Source organism: Streptomyces curacoi, assembly GCF_001513975.1.
In the GTDB taxonomy this organism is placed as follows: Bacteria; Actinomycetota; Actinomycetes; order Streptomycetales; family Streptomycetaceae; genus Streptomyces; species Streptomyces curacoi.
This window is the reverse complement of sequence record NZ_KQ947987.1, coordinates 375,636-394,480: the sequence shown is the minus strand read 5'-3', so window position 1 is coordinate 394,480 and position 18,845 is coordinate 375,636. Positions and strand designations below refer to the sequence as shown.

The 18,845-nt window shown below is 73.3% G+C and carries 14 protein-coding genes; 5 read left to right on the top strand and 9 right to left on the bottom strand.

The window, feature by feature from the left end; genetic code table 11:
- Window positions 1-20: 20 nt before the first annotated feature.
- Genes AQI70_RS15205 through AQI70_RS15180 form a run of 6 tightly spaced genes read right to left on the bottom strand, consistent with a single transcriptional unit; the run spans window position 21 to window position 6,257 of the window.
- On the bottom strand, window positions 21-845 hold the full coding sequence (locus tag AQI70_RS15205) for a class I SAM-dependent DNA methyltransferase (RefSeq protein ID WP_062149195.1): 825 nt from the start codon (window positions 843-845) through the stop codon (window positions 21-23).
- Window positions 842-2,068, bottom strand: coding sequence for an MFS transporter (locus AQI70_RS15200; protein ID WP_062149192.1), 1,227 nt, complete (start codon window positions 2,066-2,068; stop codon window positions 842-844). Before AQI70_RS15200 ends, AQI70_RS15205 begins: the two co-directional genes overlap by 4 nt.
- A complete protein-coding gene (locus AQI70_RS15195) occupies window positions 2,052-3,089 on the bottom strand; it encodes a dipeptide epimerase (RefSeq protein WP_062149189.1) in 1,038 nt (345 codons plus the stop codon). Before AQI70_RS15195 ends, AQI70_RS15200 begins: the two co-directional genes overlap by 17 nt.
- Entirely contained in the window at window positions 3,086-4,162 is a 1,077-nt protein-coding gene (locus AQI70_RS15190) for a PLP-dependent cysteine synthase family protein (protein WP_062149186.1), read from the bottom strand. Before AQI70_RS15190 ends, AQI70_RS15195 begins: the two co-directional genes overlap by 4 nt.
- Entirely contained in the window at window positions 4,159-5,004 is an 846-nt protein-coding gene (locus tag AQI70_RS15185; RefSeq protein ID WP_062149183.1) for a Rossmann-like domain-containing protein, read from the bottom strand. The genes AQI70_RS15190 and AQI70_RS15185 overlap by 4 nt, the downstream gene beginning before the upstream one ends.
- Complete coding sequence (locus tag AQI70_RS15180) at window positions 5,001-6,257, bottom strand: ATP-grasp domain-containing protein (protein WP_208607367.1); 1,257 nt, start codon at window positions 6,255-6,257, stop codon at window positions 5,001-5,003. Before AQI70_RS15180 ends, AQI70_RS15185 begins: the two co-directional genes overlap by 4 nt.
- 143 nt (window positions 6,258-6,400) lie before the next feature.
- Between AQI70_RS15180 and AQI70_RS15175 the strand changes: the two genes are divergently transcribed.
- On the top strand, window positions 6,401-7,951 hold the full coding sequence (locus AQI70_RS15175) for an alpha/beta hydrolase (protein WP_244181638.1): 1,551 nt from the start codon (window positions 6,401-6,403) through the stop codon (window positions 7,949-7,951).
- Here AQI70_RS15175 and AQI70_RS15170 read toward each other — a convergent pair.
- The gene (locus tag AQI70_RS15170; protein WP_079051311.1) at window positions 7,923-10,916 is read right to left on the bottom strand and encodes a SpoIIE family protein phosphatase; all 2,994 of its coding nucleotides are present in this window, start codon (window positions 10,914-10,916) and stop codon (window positions 7,923-7,925) included. The genes AQI70_RS15175 and AQI70_RS15170 overlap by 29 nt on opposite strands.
- A gap of 195 nt (window positions 10,917-11,111) precedes the next feature.
- Between AQI70_RS15170 and AQI70_RS15165 the strand changes: the two genes are divergently transcribed.
- Complete coding sequence (locus tag AQI70_RS15165) at window positions 11,112-12,191, top strand: alpha/beta hydrolase family protein (RefSeq protein WP_244181636.1); 1,080 nt, start codon at window positions 11,112-11,114, stop codon at window positions 12,189-12,191.
- Between the two features lie 156 nt (window positions 12,192-12,347).
- Window positions 12,348-13,097, top strand: coding sequence for a DUF4142 domain-containing protein (locus tag AQI70_RS15160; protein WP_062149177.1), 750 nt, complete (start codon window positions 12,348-12,350; stop codon window positions 13,095-13,097).
- Window positions 13,098-13,157: 60 nt separating this feature from the next.
- On the opposite strand, the gene AQI70_RS15155 is transcribed toward AQI70_RS15160, so the two are convergent.
- Window positions 13,158-13,739 (bottom strand): Rv1733c family protein, encoded by a 582-nt coding sequence (locus AQI70_RS15155; protein ID WP_062149174.1) that lies wholly within the window; start codon window positions 13,737-13,739, stop codon window positions 13,158-13,160.
- Between the two features lie 212 nt (window positions 13,740-13,951).
- Here AQI70_RS15155 and AQI70_RS15150 point away from each other — a divergent pair, with 212 nt between their 5' ends.
- Complete coding sequence (locus tag AQI70_RS15150; RefSeq protein WP_062149171.1) at window positions 13,952-16,978, top strand: beta-N-acetylglucosaminidase domain-containing protein; 3,027 nt, start codon at window positions 13,952-13,954, stop codon at window positions 16,976-16,978.
- On the opposite strand, the gene AQI70_RS15145 is transcribed toward AQI70_RS15150, so the two are convergent.
- Window positions 16,979-17,743, bottom strand: a complete 765-nt coding sequence (locus AQI70_RS15145; RefSeq protein WP_062149168.1) for a sugar isomerase domain-containing protein — start codon at window positions 17,741-17,743, stop codon at window positions 16,979-16,981.
- A 148-nt stretch (window positions 17,744-17,891) separates the two neighbouring features.
- Here AQI70_RS15145 and AQI70_RS15140 point away from each other — a divergent pair, with 148 nt between their 5' ends.
- A complete protein-coding gene (locus AQI70_RS15140) occupies window positions 17,892-18,776 on the top strand; it encodes a MurR/RpiR family transcriptional regulator (protein WP_003996998.1) in 885 nt (294 codons plus the stop codon).
- The last annotated feature ends 69 nt before the right edge of the window (window positions 18,777-18,845 follow it).

The window sequence follows — 18,845 nt, the reverse complement described above, 5'->3', positions numbered from 1 at the left end:
GTCCTTGAGATCTCGGTGTGTCAGTGGGAAGAGGTGCGGCGCGCGACGACGTGCAGCCGGTCCGCGTCGGTCGTGTGGCCGGGAAGGTCGCCCTCGCGCCAGAGGGGTTCGGTGCGCGGTCCGGGGCCGTCGTGGAGTTCGAGGACCTCGAAGCCGTGGGTGGCGAGGAGGTGCCGCAGCTCCTGCGGGAACAACAGCCGCCAGGCGGAGCGCTGTTCGACGGGCGGCGAGCCGTCGTCGGAGGTCCAGACGCGGGTACGGCGCAGGAGTTGGGCGGTGCGGTCGACGGCCAGGGTGGTGGTCGACCGGTAGGCGGTGCCCTGCCAGGTGAAGGCGTTGACCGTCGGGGCGTCCAGGAGGTCCGTACGGCCCAGGAAGTACGCCCCGTTGCGCATCTCCGCGACCAGCAGCCCGCCCGGCGCGAGGGCGTGGCGGCAGGAGGCGAGGAAACCGTCGAGCTGGTCGTTGGTGTGGCAGTACAGCAGGGAGCTGTCCAGGCAGACGACGGCGTCGAAGGCGGCCCCGCCCGGGTCCCGCAGGTCGAAGCCGTGCAGGTCGGCCCGGACGTACACCGGCCCGGGGTGGTGGGCGCGGGCGTGGGCCAGCATCGCCTCGGAGAGGTCGGCGCCGGTCACCGTACGGCCGGCGGAGTGCAGGTGGGCGGCGTCGCGGCCGGTGCCGCAGCCCATGTCCAGCACGCGCGGCCCGGCACCGTGGCGGCGCAGGCAGTCCTCGGCCCAGCGTCCGGCGAGCCGGTCGGGGTCGGGGAAGCGGGCCTCGTACAGGGCGGGGTTGTCGGTGAGGAGGTTGGCGCTCTCCTCGGTCCGGGTCCGGGTGGGCGTCATGCGTTGCTCCTCGCGCGCACCGGCTCCGCTTGCGTCGGCAGCGCCCCGCGGCGATGCAGCCACGCGACCCCGCCCGCCGACGTGAGCCCGAACAGCGCACAGCACACCCACGGCAGCCATGCGTGCCCGCCGCGCTCCCCGGCGTCCATGGCCCAGCCGACCGCCGTGTTGCCGAGGGCGGCGGCGACACCCGAGACGACGTAGAAGATCCCGAAGTACGTGCCGGTCAGCTCGGCCCGCCCGAACCGCGGGATCAGCTCCATCACGAACGGCGAGGCGATCATGATGCCGAGGTAGAGCAGCAGCGTGCCCGCCAGAACGGGCACCACACCCGCGCTCAAGGCCGGCGGCAGGAAGGCCAGCCCCATCACCGCGAGCCCGACGGCGATCCAACGCGACCTGTCGCCACGGGACTTGAGGCCCGTGGTGATTCTCAGCTGGAGTGCCAGGTTGGCGACCGTGCCGACGAGGAAGACGATGCCCGCCGCCCCGTCCCAGCCGGTGGCCTCGCGGGCCCCGTCGGGCAGCAGCAGGTACAGCTGGTTCTCCAGGGTGAACATGCCGACCATGGCGAGCGCGAAGGCCAGGAAGGCCCGGTTGCCGAGCACCTCCCGCCAGTCTCCGAGGACCCCGTTGTTGCCGCTCGGCTGGACCTTCCGCGCGGGCAGGACCAGTGCCTGGGCCACGGTGAGCAGGGCGAAGATACCGGCGGCGGTCAGGGCGGACGTACGGAAGTCGACGAGGAGCAGGGCGCTGCCCAGCAGCGGCCCGATGAGCGCGCCGGTCGTGGCGAACACGTTGAACAGCGCGAACGCCTCCGCCTTGCGCTCCCCCGCCTCCTGCGCGAGATACGCCCGTACGGCCGGATTGAACAGCGCCCCCGCGAGCCCGCTGAGCACGGACGCCGCCAGCAGCACCGCCAGCCCGTCGCCGAGCGCGAACAGCGCGAACCCGACGGTCCGCAGCCCGCACCCGGCGATGATCACGCCCCGCGCCCCGAGCCGGTCCGAGGCCGAGCCGCCGATGATGAACAGGCCCTGCTGGCTGAGGTTGCGCACGCCGAGGACGATCCCGACGACCGCCGCCGACATGCCGAGGTTCTCGCCGAGGTGGGTGGCGAGATACGGGATGAGGAGGTAGAAGCCGGTGTTGACGCCGAGCTGGTTGACGAGGAGGAGCTGGACGGCGAGCGGGAAGCCCCGCATCTCACGCCACGTCTTCATACGCCGTCACCTCCTCGACGCCCAGTCCGGGACGGTCACTTGGGCGTACGACGCCGTCGGCGCCGCCGATGCCGGTCCACGGGTCGCGGGCGAGCAGCAGATGCCCGTCGAGGTCGGCCCAGCGGGCCCGGTCGGCGAGGTGGACGGCGGGCGCGAGACCGAGAGTGCTGGCGGTGAGGCAGCCGAGCATCAGCTCGGTGCCGCTGCCCTCGATCAGCTCCGCGATCCGCAGGGCCGCCCGGACTCCCCCGCACTTGGCGAGCTTGACGTTGACGCCCTGGACGCGCCCGGCCAGCCGCCGTACGTCGTCCACGCTCACCGCGTCCTCGTCGGCGATGACAGGCAGCGGTGACCTCTCCGCGAGGGCGCCGAGCGCGTCCGGGTCACCGGGAGGCAGAGGCTGTTCGACGGCCTCGACGCCGAGCGCGGCGAACCGGGGCAGCAACCGCTCGGCTTCCGCCACGCTCCAGGCCCCGTTCGGGTCCAGCAGCAGCCGCACCTGAGGGGCCGCGTCACGGATGACCCGTACGCGCTCCACGTCGTCCTCGGGGTCGGGGGTGCCCGCCTTCACCTTGATGACCTGGAAGCCGTTCGCGGCCAGGCGGCGCGCCTCGGCGGCCGCGTGGGCGAGCGAGGTGATGCCGATGGTGCGTGCGGTGGCGACGCCGGACGACGTCTCGGTCCCCAGCAGGCGGTGGACGGGCACACCGTCCCGCTTGCCGACGAGGTCCAGCAGCGCCGACTCGACGGCGGCGATGACGGCGGGCGGTACGGCGGCCGAGGGCAGGGCCTCCAGGGCGCTCTCGGGATCGGCGAACCGTTCCAGACCGACCGCCGGGATCAGCCGTACGAGCGTGTCGGCGTCCAGCCCGTAGTACACGCTGCTGACGGCCTCGCCGTATCCGGTCGCTCCGTCGTGCTCGACGCCCAGCCACACGGCGTCGCGGGCGGTCATGGTGGAGCGGGAGATGCGCAACGGCTCGGCGAGTTCGAGACGTACGGTGCGCAGGTGGGCCTTCACTGTGTCCTTCCGGGAGAGAGCGGATCGGCGACCCGCGCGCACCGCGCCCACCCGCTCGCCTCGGCGGCGTACGGGTGCGGTATCTCCACGGGCCGGGTTGCGGCGGCGGCGGGGTCGAGGCCGTGGGCGGCGAGGAAGTCGTCGTCGTAGACGGTGCCGAGGTAGCGGTGCGGACCGTCCGGGAACACGGTGGCGACGACCGCGCCCGGGTGCACGCAGGCCGCCCAGGCGGCGACCCGCGCGACGGCACCGGTGCTCCAGCCGCCGCTGACGAAGGAGCCCCGGGCGAGCCGCCGACAGCTGTCCACGGCCTCGGCGGGGCCGATCCAGTGGACCTCGTCGAAGGCGTCGTAGGCGACGTTGCGCGGGTGGATGCTGCTGCCGAGGCCGCGCATCAGACGGGGCCGGGCGGGCTGGCCGAAGATCGTGGAGCCGGTGGCGTCGACGCCGATGAGCCGGAGCGCGGGCCAGTGCCGGCGCAGCGGGCCGATGACGCCGGCGCTGTGGCCGCCGGTGCCGACGCTGCACACCAGGACGTCCAGGTGGTCCAGCTGGGCGCCGAGCTCGGCGGCGAGGGAGGCGTAACCGGCCGTGTTGTCGGGGTTGTTGTACTGGTCGGGCCAGTAGGCGCCGGGGAGTTCGGCGAGCAGTTGGCGCAGCCGGGCGAGGCGTGCGGCCTGCCAGCCGCCCTGGGGTGCCGGGCGGTCGACGAGTTCCAGCCGGACGCCGTGGGCGCGCAGCAACTGCCGCATGGACGGCTCCAGTTCGCTGTCGCCGACGAGCACGATCGGGTGACCGAGGGCCTGTCCGGCGAAGGCGAGCCCGATGCCGAGCGTGCCGGAGGTGGACTCCACCACCGGGGCGCCGGGCCGCAGTTCGCCGCGCTCCCGGGCGCCGAGCAGCATCGACACGGCGGCCCGTGCCTTCATGCCGCCCGCCGCGAGCCCTTCGAGCTTGGCCCAGAAACCGGGGTGGGCGTGGGGCAGGTCGGTGGTGACGCGCACGACGGGGGTACGGCCGAGCAGGGCGAGCAACTCCGGGCGCGCGGCGGGGAGTACGGCGGTGGCGGTCATCGCGCACCCCCGGGACAGCGGTACCGGTGGACGACGCCGGGCCCGCCGTCGAGCCAGAAGAAGGGGTACGGCTCCGCGCACACCGCGCTCACGCCGTGCCCGAGGAACCGGGGCAGCACGGCGCTTCCCGTCTGGGCGAACATCACCAGCTGCTTGCCGTGCCGCAGCGCGTGCTCGCGCAGCGGTTCGAAGGTGCCGTTGCCCAGGGTCATCCCGGACACCAGCAGCGCGTCACAGCCGTCGGCCGCGCCGAGCGCATCGGCGACGACCGGCTCGCCCCACTCCGTCTCACCGCCCTTGAGATCGCACGGTACATAGCCGAGCCCGCGTGAACGCAGCGCCTCCAGCAGGGAGTTGACGACTCCGACCACCAGCACCGTGCTCCCGGCGGGCAGGTCCAGCAGCTCGACGACGGCCCTCGCCCTGGCCTTGGACTTCTCCAGTGACGACCCGGCGGGCAGCGTGACGGGCAACGCCCCGTGGTCCGGGGTGTGCGGGGTGACGTGCATCAGATAGGCGTCGAGGGCGGCCACCCGCACCGCCGGCAGCGGATGGTCCAGCAGCCCGGCCACGTCGGCGCCGACGCAGTCGTCGAGCGCGCTGTCGGGCAGTTCCCCGGGTTCGACCGCGCAGGAGCCGACGGCCTCGGCGAGGCGCAGGCTCAGCACCTCGTTGCGGTAGCCGGTGCCGCGTCCGGCGTGCCGCACGGCCTGCCGGGTGGTGAAGGCGACGGCGATCCGCTGGGTGCGGGGGTCGGGGCCGAGGGCGCCCGCGAGGACGCGGGCGACCAGGTCGTCGTACGTCCGGCAGGGCGCCGCCGGCGAGGCGCTGACGGCGGTCATCGGATCACCGTCCCCGCGCGCAGCCCGGCCAGCAGGCCCTCCACGCGGTCGCGGGCGCCCGGCCCGTCGGGGTCGCCGGCCATGACGTGGCCCAGGTACTCGTTGTTGCTGCCCGCCGCCTTCACGGCCTTGCCGGGCTCGGCGAGCTGGACCTCCAGCACATCGGGCCGGTCGGCCAGACGGCGGCCGTCGAGGGCTTCGAGCGTGCCCGCGCGGTCCGGGACGAGGAAGCCGATGGCGGCGCTGCGCAGGCCGGTGTCCGTGCGCCTCAGGTCGGGTTCGCGGCCGAGGGCGACGTCCACGAAGACGGCGGCGAGGTCGATGCCGGTGACATGGCGGACGAGCTCGGTGATGCGGTTGCCGGCGGGCCTTGGGTTGACCTCGACGACGCGCGGCCCGGCGGAGGTCAGCTTGATCTCGGTGTGCGCCACGACGCCGTCCGTCAGCCCGAGTGCCTTGAGCGCGCCGAGCGCGGTCTGCTCGGCGGCGTCGATGTCGGCGAGCGGCAGGGCGGCGGGGAACATGTGGCCGGTCTCGATGAAGGCGGGCGCTCCGCCGATGCTCTTGTCGGTGACGCCGACCATGTGCACCGCGCCCCCGTGCGACACGGTCTCGACGCTGACCTCGGGTCCGTCGAGGAGCTCTTCGAGGAGTACGGCGGAGGTGCGCCGCTGTCCCCGGGCGTTGACCGGGAAGTCGGCCAGGGCCCGGAAGGCGTCGGCGAGTTGGGACTCGTCGTCGACGCGCCGCACGTACATGCCCGCGCACAGGTCGACGGGCTTGACGACCAGCGGGTAGCCGATCTCCTGCGCGGCCCGCGCGAGGTCGGCCCACTCCTCGTGCACGGCGAAGCGCGGTCCGGGCAGACCGGCGTCGGCGAGGACGCGGCGGGTGGCGTCCTTGCGGCAGGCGTTCTCCACCGCCTCGGGGCCCGGGCCGGGCAGACCGAGGTGCCCGGCGATCCGGGCCACCGTCGGCAGGTAGTAGTCGCAGGAGGTGAGCACTCCGTCGAAGCCCAGGACGGAGTGCAGCCGCTCCACCTCGGGCAGCAGGGCGTCGATGTCATTGGTGTCGGCGGTGATCGCGTTGCGGAAGCCGAGCAGCGGGTGTGCCGCCCCCTCGGGCGCCGAGCGCAGGTAGTGATGCAGGTCCCGGGTGAGGAACGTGAACTCGTGTCCGCCCTCCCGGATCGCGCGTGGCAGCAGCCTGCTCATCGACCCGACCCAGCTCTCTACCACCAGCAGATGAGCCACAACTCCCCTTTTCATGCCTCTGGTTCAGACGTCAGGGCAGCCCGGACCGCCCCTCGGCGGAGGGGTTCCGGACTTGACGCGCACACGTTATCGATAATCATTTTCATTTGCTACCTCTTTCTCACCTCGCTTCCGGAGAGACCTTGTCCGTCCTGCCCCGCCCCCTGTCCGCCCGGCCTCGCCCCGCGTCCGCACTGTCCCGCCCCGCCGCCCTGCTGTGCGCCCTGACGGCCGTGGCCGCCCTGCTGCCCACAGGCGGCTCGGCGCAGGCCGCGGCGCCCTCCCTCGCCTTCGGCGCCTGTCCCGACTCCGTGCCGAGGCCGCCCGCACCGGACCGCGTGGAATGCGGGCGCCTGACCGTCCCGCTCGACTGGAAGCACCCCTCCGGTCCGCGCCTGGAGATCGCCGTCTCCCGCGTCCCCGCCTCCGGCTCCCCTGCCGAGCGGCGCGGTGTCCTGCTGGTGAACCCGGGCGGCCCGGGCGGCTCCGGGCTCCCCTACGCGGTGACCAAGCGCGCCAAACTCCCCGCGAGCGTGCGGCGTTCGTACGACGTCATCGGCTTCGACCCGCGCGGTGTCGGCCGCAGCGCGCCGGTCGACTGCGGCGCGATGGGCGGCCTGTTCGACAGCCCGGGAACCGACCCGGTGCCGGTGGGCCCGCGGGCCGAGCGGTCGTACCTCGGGTCACTGCGTCACCTGGCCGACGACTGCGCGGCGGGCGCGGGTACGCGGGTGCTGCCGTACCTGTCCACCGAGCAGACGGCGTACGACATGGACGCGATCCGTGCCGCGCTGGGCGAGCCGCGCACGAGCTTCCTCGGTGTGTCGTACGGGAGTTACCTGGGCGCGGCCTACGCGGCGCGGTTTCCGCACCGGGTCGGCCGCATGGTGCTGGACAGCGTGGTCGGGCCCTGGGACTGGTACCACTTCGACGTACTCCAGAGCCGGGCGATGCTGCGCGCCCGCGACACCTTCTTCGCCTGGGCCGGCGCACACGCCGAGCGCTTCGGGCTGGGCGGGGACGCGGCTGCCGTACGGCGGTCGTATCTGCGCGTACGGCAAGGACTCGCCGCCCGCCCGGTGCACGGCTTCGGCCCGGCGGAGTTCGACCGCGCCGTCTACCGGGCCCTGGGCCGCACCGAGCGCTGGGCGGGCCTGGCCGACGGGCTGGGCGCCTACCTGGCCGGCGGCAGTCCCGACGCACTGCGCCCCGCGTCCGCCTTCGACAGCCCGGAGTCCCGCAACTACGAGGCGGCGAACCGGATCGTGAAGTGCGCGGACGGTCCTGGGCCGACGCCGCGCCAGATCGTGGCGGACATCCGGCGCATACGGCGTCTCGATCCGCAGCCGGTCCTGACCGGCCTGGAGGCGTCGGCCTGCGCGTACTGGCATCATCGGCCGGTCCGCCGTACCCCGCTGGGCAGCCCGGACGCCCCGCCCGTCCTGCTGGTCGCGTCCGCCCACGACCCGGTGACCCCGATCGAGGGCGCCCGCCGGCTCCGTCAGGTACTGCCCGGCTCCCGTCTGGTGACCCTGGACGACGACTACTCCCACGGCGTGTTCGCCAGCCGTGGCAACGCGTGCGTGGACGGGGCGGTGGCCGCCTATCTCGTCGACGGCACGGTGCCCGCGGCCGACGTGCGCTGCTCCGGTCCGGGACTGCCGGTCACGGCAGCAGCTGCTCCGTCCAGATGACCTTGCCGTTGGGCGTGTACCGCGTCCCCCACCGCTCGGTGAGCTGCGCGACGAGGAACAGACCGCGGCCGCCCTCGTCCGTGCTCCGGGCCCGGCGCAGGCGCGGCGAGGTGCTGCTGCCGTCGGAGACCTCGCAGATCAGGGCGCGGTCGCGGAGCAGCCGCAGCTGGACGGGGCCGGTGGCGTGCCGGATGGCGTTGGTGACCAGTTCGCTGGCGACGAGTTCGGTGGTGAAGGCCAGGTCGTCCAGGTCCCAGGCGGTCAGCTGGTCGGTGACCGCCACCCGCGCCCGCGAGACGACCGCCGGATCGCTGGGCAGCTCCCACTGGGCCACCCGGTCGGCGCCCAGGGTGTGGGTGCGGGCGACGAGCAGCGCGACGTCGTCGCCGGGGCGGGCCGGGAGCAGGGCGTCGAGGATGGCCTCGCAGGTCTCCTCGGGCGGGCGGTCGGCACGGCTCAGGACGGTGCGCAGCTTGTCCATGCCGGCTTCGATGTCCCGGTGCCGGTCCTCGACCAACCCGTCGGTGTAGAGCACGAGCTGGCTGCCCTCGGCCAGCTCCAGCTCGACCGTCTCGAAGGGCATGCCGCCGAGGCCCAGGGGAGGGCCGGAGGGCAGGTCGACGAACTCGACCGTGCCGTCGGGGGCGACGACCGCGGGCAGGGGGTGCCCGGCGCGGGTGAGGGTGCAGCGCTGGGACACCGGATCGTAGACGGCGTACAGGCAGGTGGCGCCGACGATGCCGGAGTCGGGGGTGTTCTCCGCCGCCCAGCCCTCGCCGCGGTCGAGCCGGCCCACCAGGTCGTCCAGGTGGGTGAGCAGGTCGTCGGGCGGCAGGTCCAGGGAGCAGAAGTTGTGGACGGCGGTGCGCAGCCGGCCCATCGTGGCGGCGGCGTGCAGTCCGTGGCCGACGACGTCGCCGACCACCAGGGCCACGCGGGCGCCGGACAGCGGGATGACGTCGAACCAGTCGCCGCCGACCCCGGCCTGCGCGGGCAGATACCGGTAGGCGACCTCGACGGCGCTCTGCTCGGGGCGGCCCCGGGGCAGCAGGCTGCGCTGCAGGGTGAGCGCGGTGTTGTGTTCGCGGGTGTAGCGGCGGGCGTTGTCGATGCAGATCGCCGCCCGGCCGACCAGCTCCTGCGCGAGGGACAGGTCGTCGTCCTCGAAGGAGGCGGGCTGCACGGAGCGGTAGAAGCTGACCACGCCGAGAGTCGTGCCGCGGGCCCGCAGCGGCACGGTGATCAGGGAGTGGATGCCCGCCGCGAGCACCCGCGACAGCCGCTCCGGGTCCTGCGCGATCCAGCCGCCCGCCTCGGCCAGGACGGGCTCCAGGACGGACTGCCTGGTCTCCAGGCAGCGGGCCTGCGGCGTGGACGGCACGTACTCCACCAGGTCGCCGACGCCGTACAGATTGTGCGGCTGCTTGCGTACGGCGCGGATGGCGACGCGGCGCAGCGCGGTCTGCCCGCCGAGGGCCTCCGGTTCCTCGCCGCGCAGCACCGAGTCGGGCAGGTCGACGGCGACGAAGTCGGCGAACCGGGGGACGGTCACCTCGGCGAGTTCCTCCGCGGTGCGGGTGACATCGAGGGTGGTGCCGATCCGGACGCTCGCGTCGTGCAGCAGTTCCAGCCGCCGCCGCGCCAGGACGGCCAGCCGTCCGACGCCGGGCTCACCGACGAGGAGCAGCCACCCTTCGGCGCCGGCCCCGTCGCCGTCCGGGGTGGGCGGGGTAGGCGGATGGGCCGGGGTCACGACGGTGCGCGTGGGGGCGGGCGGTGCTTGGGCGGATTCCGGTGCGGGCGGTGCTTCGGTGGGTGGTTCCGGCGCGGTCCGGAGCGGGGGGCGCAGGGCCGTGGGCGGTGCGGGCGCGGGCTGCGCGGACCGTGTGACCAGCGCGGAGGGCGTGGCGGGTGCGGAGGGCGTGGAGGGCACGCCGACCGCGGGCGGCGGGACCCGTACGGGTTGTGCAACCGGTGCGGCCAAGCCCTGTGCGGCCGGTGCGACCAGGCCCTGTGCGGCCGGCGTGACTGGGCCGACATGACGGAGGCGGGGGCCGCCGAGCACCCGCGCCTCGACGGCGACGCCGAGCTCCCCCTCCGCTCCCCTGACCTGACGGCGCAACAAGGTGGCGGTCCGGCCGCTGGGCAGCGTGACCTCGTCGAAGGCGCCCTGGGGTGAGGCGATGAGCTCTTCGGCCTTCTCCCGCAGCACGGCCAGGTCGATCCGGCCGAGCGCGCCGTCGGCACGGCCGTACGGCAGCTGCTCGGGCTGCTTCGGCCAGTCCCGCGCATGGCCGTCGGCCCGCCGGTACGCGGCGAGGAGCGCGCGCTCGCGCTGGGTGGCCTGCTCCAGCAGCCGCGCCTCGATGTTGCGGGCGGCTTCGCGGACCATCCGCACCATGGCCGGGTCGCCCTGGTCGCGCAGGCAGGTGAGATCGAGGACGGCTTCGATGCGCCCGCTGAGCGGGTCGCGGACGGGCGCGCCCGCGCAGGCGAAGGGCTGCAGGCAGTCGGCGAAGTGCTCACGGCCGGCGACGTAGACGGGGCCGCGCTCGGCGAGCGCGGTGCCGACGCCGTTGGTGCCCACGACCGCTTCCGAGGCGTCGAAGCCGGGGGCGAACTGCACCTCGTCGAGACGCTCGCACAGCTGCCGGCCGCCACCGAGCCGCTGGACCATGCGGCCCTGGCCGTCGCAGAGCGCGATCGTCATCCCCACGCCGGTGAGCGACGCGCTGAGGTCCTTCAGGACCGGGTCGGCGGCGTGCAGGAACCGGTCGTCCAGTGCGAGATCCGCGGTGTAGCGGACCAGCAGCCGGTGGGGTTCGATCCCGGCGGAGCGGCATCGCTTCCAGGAGTCGAGCACCGAGTCCCGGACGTCCGACTCGACCAGTGAGCCGGCGAGGAAACGTTCGTGGGCATCGACGAGCCCGCCGATGTCGTCCCAGGCGACGGACAACGGGATCACTTCCCTCACCTGAAGCCGGCCGGTCGCGCGCACCGCCGCTCGGCCCGCGTCCCGGCAGGCTTCTTCAGGCGTTCTTCACCCTAGCCCTTTTGTGACCTGCATCACAACGGCCTCCTCCCGGCCCCCGCGCGGACCCGGACGCTGCCGCGCGGGCGCGCCGGGCCGGCCGCTCCGGACGGCGGGATACTTGACCGCATGCGGTCACTGCGGGGCGCGCCCCGACTCGCCGCCGGGCTGGTGCTGGTGCTGGTGGCCGCCGTCGGCTGCACCGGAGGCGACGGCGAGGACGCGGCCCGCACCGAGGGCCCGCCGACGGCGACCCGGCCGGAAGGCCGCACCGACGGCCCACCGACGGCAACCCGACCGGAGAGCCGCACCCCCAGCGCGGCCCCCTCCCCCACACCCGCCGACCCGGTCTCCCTCCCGGCCCTGATGCAGCGCGAGCACCGCGGCTCCGGTCTCCGCCTCGGTGCCGTACGCCTCCGTACCGACGCCTACACGCAGTACGCCGTCACCTACCGGTCCGACGGGCTGACGATCTCCGGGATCATGAACGTCCCACGGGGCGAGGGCCCGTTCCCAGCCCTGGTCCTGGCGCACGGGTACATCGACCCGGACGTCTACACCACCGGCCGGGGCCTCGCCCGGGAGCAGGACCGCCTCGCCCGGGCCGGCTACGTCGTCCTGCACACCGACTACCGCAACCACGCCGGCTCCGACGACGACCCCGACAACGACGTCAACCTGCGGCTCGGCTACACCGAGGACGTCATCGCCGCCGTCCTGGCCCTGCGCTCGGCCGCCCGGCCGGACATCGACGACGACCGGATCGGTCTGCTGGGCCGGTCGATGGGCGGCGGTGTCGTGTACAACACGCTGGTCGTGGCGCCCGGGCTGGTGGCCGCCGCCGTCGTCTTCGCGCCGGTCAGCTCCCGCCCGGAGGAGAACATCGACCGCTTCCAGCGGCCCGAGGGCGACCCGGTTGTCGAGGAGATCGAGGCCGCGCACGGCACGCCCGAGGAGAACCCGGAGTTCTGGCGGCAGGTCTCGCCGGTCACCTATGTCGACCGGGTCACCGAGCCCCTGCTGATCCATCACGGCACCGCCGACGACACCTGCCCCCTTGCCTGGTCGAGGCGGACGGCCGCCGCGTTCGAGGCGGCGGGCAAGGACGTGGAACTGCGGACGTACGCGGGCGAGGGGCACACCTTCGGACCGCGGTGGCCGAACGCCATGGACGCCACCCTGGCCTTCTTCGAACGCCACCTCCGCTGACCGCGGCAGCCGAACGGCAGGTGCCGGACGCGCCGTTCGCGGGGGAATGTGAGGGACGACGCACAGCGGGCCGAAAGTTTTTCCCGCGGGGGTGATTGTTTCGCGCGTCCCGTCCGTACCTCCTGGAGTACCCAGCCGTTCACTTCAGGAGGCACGATGCCGATCTCGCGCCGCATGGTAGGCACCGTCTTCGTGGGAGGCGCCCTCGTCCTCACCCTCTCCGCCCTCGCCTACCCCGCAATGCTGGGCGTGGAGACCACCACTGCCAACCAGGACCGCGTCATCGCCAACACCCAGTACGGCCCGCTGACCGAGGCCGACCGGGACTTCGTGGTCAAGGTCCGCGCGGCGGGGCTGTGGGAGCACCCGCTGGGCATGATGGCGATGGAGCGGGGCACCACCCCGGAGATGAAGGAGGCCGGGCAGCATCTGGTCGTCGGACACGCCCGGCTCGACCTCGCCTGCCGCAAGATCGCGGCCGAGCTGAACATCACGCTGCCCAACCAGGCCAGCCCGCAGCAGCAGCAGTTCGTGGCGACCGTGGACTCCAAGACGGGCAAGGAGTTCGACGCCACCGGTGTCGCCATCATGCGGGTGACGCACGGGCAGATCTTCCCGGTCATCGCGAAGGTCCGGGCCAACACGCAGAACACCATGGTCCGCCAGCTGGCCGACCTGGCGAACGACACCGTGCTGGACCACATCACGGTCCTGGAGAAGACGGGCCTGGTCAACTTCGACCAGAACAACTTCCAGCAGACCACGCCCCCGAAGCTCCCCAAGGACCAGCTCACGCCACCCGCGCCCCAGCCGGGCGCGCCCGTACTCACCCTCGCCATTCCCAAGGGTCTGGAGGACCTGAACACCGCGTCCCCGACGGCGCTGCCGAGCGCGGACGTCAAATGACGCCGGCGGGGGGCCGCCGCTGACCGGGGTGCTCGCCGTGCCGGGGTGGGAGGCGCCGCATCAGCCCGTCTTCCACCCCCACGGCGTGTCCATCCGCTCCCACTCGGCGGCCCACTGCTCCAGCCGCCGCCGCTCCAGTCCCAGCCGTAGCACCCAGGCCGTGCCCAGCACCGAGCCGCCGGTGCCCGCCGCGGCCAGGACACCCCCGGCGACCGAGTGCAGCCTGACCTCGCCCTCGGAGAGGGGCTCGTTGACGATGGCCCCGGTGCGGTCCGTCCACACCTCGACCTTGCTGCCCGCCTGCGTCCTGGGGGGCACCCGGGCATCGTCCGTGCGGGTCACGCCGTCCGGGTCGGTCCAGCGCACCGCGGCCCACACCAGATGGTCGGTGGTCACCCGCGAGGGCCCCGGGTCCTCCGCGTCCTTCACCAGGACGGCCGTCACCCTGCGGCTCTCGGCCCGCTGCTCCTCCGCGGAGCGCACGACCGCGTCCGCTGCCACCCGGCCCGCGAACAGGGCGCCGACCAGTGCGAACACCCATCCGCAGAGCACGATCCAAGCCTCGATGACGTCACTGCGCCGCCTCAGCGGACTGCGCCGCCACCGCCACAGCCGCACCCTCGTGCACCCTGACGCAGCCATGCCGACACCCCCTTGAGCACCGACAGCACATATCCAGTGTGCTCCCACCCGAGGCCGGCCGGGCCCGAGGCGCCATTGAATGATGCATTCAGCATCCCTAGCATCTCTCGGTGGATCCATTCACCCTGGGAGGACCCGTGCTTCCACCCCTTCGTGTCAGACGTCCACTCGGACGTCCGCGGCGCCCGGTCGTCTCGGCCACCGCCGCCCTGTTGCTCACCCTCGGTCTCACCGCACCGGCCGCGTCCGCCGCACCCGAGCCCCGCACCCAGGAGGCTCCGCAGGTGTGGCCGGCGCCGAAGAGCATGCACGTGGGCTCGGGCCGGCTCACCGTCCCGGACCGGGTCGTCGAGGTCGTCGGACCGGGCACCGACCCCTCCGCCCGGCGCCTCGTCGGGTCCGTGCTGCGCGCGGCCGGCGCCGAACGCATCGTCACGGTGGACGCGGACGAGAAGCCACCCGCCTCCGGCCTCACGGTGTACGTCGGCGGCCCCGGCGAGAACCCCGCCACCGCGGCGGCCCTGAAGGAACTGCGCGCCAAGTCCCCGTCCGGCCTGCCCGCCGGCGGCTACGCGCTCGCCGCCGGACGCCGCGACGGCCGCGCCCTCGTCGCCCTCTCCGGCGTCGACACCGCCGGCACCTTCTACGCGGCCCAGACCCTGCGCCAACTCGTCGGCCAGGACCACGTGCCCACGGCGACCGTCCGCGACTGGCCCACGACCGCCCTGCGCGGTGTCATCGAGGGCTTCTACGGGACCCCCTGGTCGCATGCCGAACGCCTCGCCCAGCTCGACTTCTACGGCCGTACGAAACAGAACGTCTACGGCTACTCCCCCAAGGACGACGACTACCTCCGCGCCCGCTGGCGCGAGAAGTACCCGCCCGCCGAGCTGGCCAAGCTGCGGGAACTGATCGGCCGGGCCACCGCCAACCACGTCCGCTTCACCTACGCCCTCTCCCCCGGGCTCTCCGTCTGCTACTCCTCCGACGCCGACGTCAAGGCGCTCACCGCCAAGTTCGACTCCCTGTACGACATAGGGGTGCGCTCCTTCGCGATCCCGCTCGACGACATCAGCTACACCAAGTGGAACTGCGCCGCCGACGAGGAGAAGTTCGGTACGGGCGGGGGTGCGGCGGGCGCCGCGCAGGCCCATCTGCTCAACACCGTCCGGGAGCACCTCACCGCCGAGCACGCCGGCCTCCAGCCCCTGGAGATGGTGCCCACCGAGTACTCCGACCTCGCCGACTCCCCGTACAAGAAGGCGCTGCGGGAGAAGCTCGACCCGTCCGTGGTCGTCGAGTGGACCGGCGTCGGCGTGATCGCCCCCACCATCACCGCGGAGCAGGTGAAACAGGCCCGCGAGGTGTACGGCCACCCGATCCTGATCTGGGACAACTATCCGGTCAACGACTACGTCACCAGCCGCCTCCTGCTGGGCCCCTACACGGGCCGCGCACCGGGTGTGGCGAGCGCCGCGGCGGGTGTGACCGCCAACCCGATGGTGCAGGCCGAGGCGAGCCGGATCGCCCTGTTCACCTCGGCCGCGTACCTGTGGAACCCGGACGCCTACGACCCACGGGCCGCCTTCCTTGCCTCCGTACGCGATCTCGCGGGTCCCGGCGCCGCCAAGTGGCTGCGGATCTTCGCCGAGAACAACTACTCCTCCCAGCTGGACCCGACGGAGTCCCCGGCCCTCACCGGGCTGATCTCGGCCTTCCGCAAGGCGTACGAGGAGGACAGCGGACTCGACCGGGCGGCGGCCAGGCTCACCTCCTACTTCGCCGACATGGCCGCCACACCGGAGCGGTTGCGCGCCCTTCTCGACAACCCCGGGTTCCTCGACGAGACCTCCGCCTGGCTCGACAAGCTCGGCCGCTATGGCACCGCGGGCGAGACGGCCGTACGGCTGCTGCTGGCCAACAAGCGCGGTGACACGGACGCGGTCTCGGCCTACTGGGCACGCCTGCGGGCACAGCGCAAGGAGTTGGACACCATCCCCCAGCAGGTCTCCCCGGGTGTGATGGACCAGTTCCTCTACACGACGATGCTGGAGAACGCCCCCGACCCGGGCGTCGACGCCGCCTTCTCCCCCGCCTCGCTGTCGCTGCGGCCCGGCGCCTCCGGCACGGTCACCCTCGACCTGTCCGACGCGCGGGCCAGGACCGTCACCTGGAAGCTCAAGGTGCCCGACGGCGTCACCGCCACGCCCGCCGAGGGCACGGTGACCACCCCGGCCTCGGTCACCGTCACCCTCACCGCCGCCACCGAAGGCGTCCACTCCGTCGTCGTGTCGGGCGAGGGGATCCTCGACCGGGCGCTCCCCGTCCAGGTCACCGACGGCGCCGGCACGCCCCGCGCGCTGACCGCGAACTTCAGCGGCGCGTCGGTGACTTCCCTCGATCTCACCAGCGGTACGAGCAAGAAGATCGCGGTCGGCGACAACCCCGGCGAGGTCGTGGTCGGCGCGGACGGCCGGACGGCGTACGCCGCCAACCAGGGCTCGAACACGGTCAGCGTGATCGACGTGGCGAAGGGCACCGTCACCGCCGCGGTCCCCGTGGGCAAGGTCCCCGCCGGGCTCGCGCTCACCCCGGACGGCCGTACGCTGTGGGTCGCCAACTACACGGACGGCACAGTGCAGCCGATCGACACCGGCACGCTGACGCCGGGCGCACCCGTCCCGGTCGGCGCCGGACCGGAGAACATGGCGGTCACACCCGACGGCCGGACCCTGTACGTGGCCAACATCCACGACAACACGGTCAGCCCCGTCGACCTGACGACCGGGAGCGCCGGCAAGGCCGTTCCCGTCGGCCCTCGCCCCTTCAACGTCGTCGCCGCGCCCGACGGGAAGACGGTGTACGTGTCCAACTCGGGCGGTTCGACGGTGACTCCGATCGACACGGCGACGAACGAGACCGAGCCGACGCTCCTGGTCACCGGCCAGGCCTACGGGCTCGGCCTGTCCCCGGACGGGCGGACCCTGTGGGTCAGCCCCAGCACCGGGGACTACGTCACGCCCGTCGACACGGTGACCGGCGCCCCGGGCGCGAAGATCACGGTCGGCAGGTCCGCCTTCGACGTGGCGCTGGACTGGAACGGCAGGACGGCGTACGTCACCACGGCCGACGGGAACACCCTCGTGCCGGTGGACACGGCGACGGGCACCGTTCGGCCACCGCTGCCGACCGGCGCCTATCCACTGGCCGTCGCGCTGACGCCCGTGCCCGTGGAGTGATCAGCTCGCGGTGCGCCGGATCCGTCCGGCGTACCGCTTCTCCAGCGCCAGGTTGCCCTCGAAGCCGCCCGGCACATTGGCCGAGACGTACACCGGCGGGCGCTCCCCGGCGGCGAGGAGCAGGGAGGACGCCTCGGCCACGGCCATCTGCACCAGCATCACGCCGGTCAGCGTGGACAGGGCGCACACCGCGCCGCCGCCCGGGAGCTCCAGCAGCGCGTCACCGCGTGGGGCGGCGTTGTCCAGGACGACGTCGGCGAGGTCGGCGAGCTTCCTGCCGCTCGGGTGGCCGGCGGGGACGGCCCGGGTGTGGGTGAGGGAGGTGACGGCGAGGACGCGGTGGCCGTGCTCCTTGGCCCGCAGGGCCATTTCCACGATGACGTTGTTGACGCCGGAGTTGGAGATCACGACGAAGAGGTCCTGGGGGCGCGGGGCGGCGAGGTCGTAGATCCGGGCGGCGACCCCGGCCCGGCGTTCCAGGAGCGGGTCGTCGAGGACGCTCGGTGACTCGCCGCCGTACAGCACGAGGTCGGCGATGCTCAGCCGGTTCGTCGGCACCAAGCCCCCGGCACGCCCGGCGAGTTCGAGGACGATGGCCTGGGAGTGGCCGGTGCCGAAGGCCTGGATCACCCCGTCCGCGCGTACGCAGTCGGCGATCAGCTCGGCGGCGCGCGCCACGTCGTCGCGGGCCAGATCGGCCAGGCGGTCGAGGACGGCCATGCTCTCGCGTGCGAAGCGCCGGGCGCTCACGGAGTCGTCGGACACACGTCACTCCCCACTGGTGGATTGAACCACCTCATGCTCCATCATCGATGAATCAATAAATCACAGACCGGATGGCATGGGCAATGAGCCGCGGCTTCGGTCCTGGTATTCAATCTGTGAGCCAAACGGTGGCTGGTACCTTCTCCCCATGCCCCCGACGGACGTCACCACACTGATCCGCACCGAACTGCCCCGGCTGGCCGGTTCACTGCGCAAGGTCGGCGAGCTGATCCTGGAGGATCCGGCCGCCGTCACCCACTGCTCGGCCGCCGAGCTGGGCCGCCGCACCGGCACCTCCCAGGCGACGGTGACCCGCTTCTGCCGCGCCATCGGACTCGACTCCTATCAGCATCTGCTGATCGAGCTGGCCCAGGAGCGCGGCCGGGGCGAGGCATCCGACTGGGGCTCGGCCGAGATCGGCCCCGACATCTCGCCCGACGACAGCCTGGAACGGGTCGTCCAGGTCGTCGGCAGCGCGGATCTGCGCGCGATCCAGCAGACCATCGACCGCATCGACCTCGACGCACTGGAGCGCGCGGCCCAGGCCCTGGCCAAGGCCCGGCGCATCGACGTGTACGGCGTCGGCGGCAGCGGCGCGGTGGCCCAGGAGACGGAGACGCGGCTGTTCCGCATCGGCTGCCAGGTCCGCGGCTGGACCGAGGTGCACGGGGCGGCCACCTCCGCGGCCCTGCTCACCCCGGCCGACGTGGCCATCGGCATCTCCCACTCCGGGGCCACCCGCGAGACCCTGGAGCCGTTCGAGATGGCCAGGGAACGGGGCGCCACCACCGTCGCCATCACCACCGACCCGCGCTCACCGCTGGCCAGGGCCGCCGACATCCGGCTCATCTCGTCCACCTCGGAGACCAGCTTCCGCACCGGCAGCATCGGCGGCCGGCACTCCGTGCTGATGATCGTGGACTGCCTCTACGTCCGTGTCGGTCAGCTCTCGTACCAGCGCGCCAGCGCCTCGCTCGCCCTGACCGACCACATCACCCCGCAGCACGCGGTGAAGAGCCGCCGGGCCCGCTGAGCGAGGTACCGCGCGGCCCGCGGATCGAGGTACCGCCGGGCCTGCCGGGCCCGGCCCGGAATGTATGGA

Excerpts from the sequence above, each read along its gene's own strand:
- AQI70_RS15140 (WP_003996998.1), top strand. The coding sequence starts at position 17,892 with ATGCCCCCGACGGACGTCACCACACTGATCCGCACCGAACTGCCCCGG.
- AQI70_RS15200 (WP_062149192.1), bottom strand. The coding sequence starts at position 2,068 with ATGAAGACGTGGCGTGAGATGCGGGGCTTCCCGCTCGCCGTCCAGCTC.
- AQI70_RS15190 (WP_062149186.1), bottom strand. The coding sequence starts at position 4,162 with ATGACCGCCACCGCCGTACTCCCCGCCGCGCGCCCGGAGTTGCTCGCC.
- AQI70_RS15160 (WP_062149177.1), top strand. The coding sequence starts at position 12,348 with ATGCCGATCTCGCGCCGCATGGTAGGCACCGTCTTCGTGGGAGGCGCC.
- AQI70_RS15205 (WP_062149195.1), bottom strand. The coding sequence starts at position 845 with ATGACGCCCACCCGGACCCGGACCGAGGAGAGCGCCAACCTCCTCACC.
- AQI70_RS15155 (WP_062149174.1), bottom strand. The coding sequence starts at position 13,739 with ATGGCTGCGTCAGGGTGCACGAGGGTGCGGCTGTGGCGGTGGCGGCGC.
- AQI70_RS15165 (WP_244181636.1), top strand. The coding sequence starts at position 11,112 with ATGCGGTCACTGCGGGGCGCGCCCCGACTCGCCGCCGGGCTGGTGCTG.
- AQI70_RS15185 (WP_062149183.1), bottom strand. The coding sequence starts at position 5,004 with ATGACCGCCGTCAGCGCCTCGCCGGCGGCGCCCTGCCGGACGTACGAC.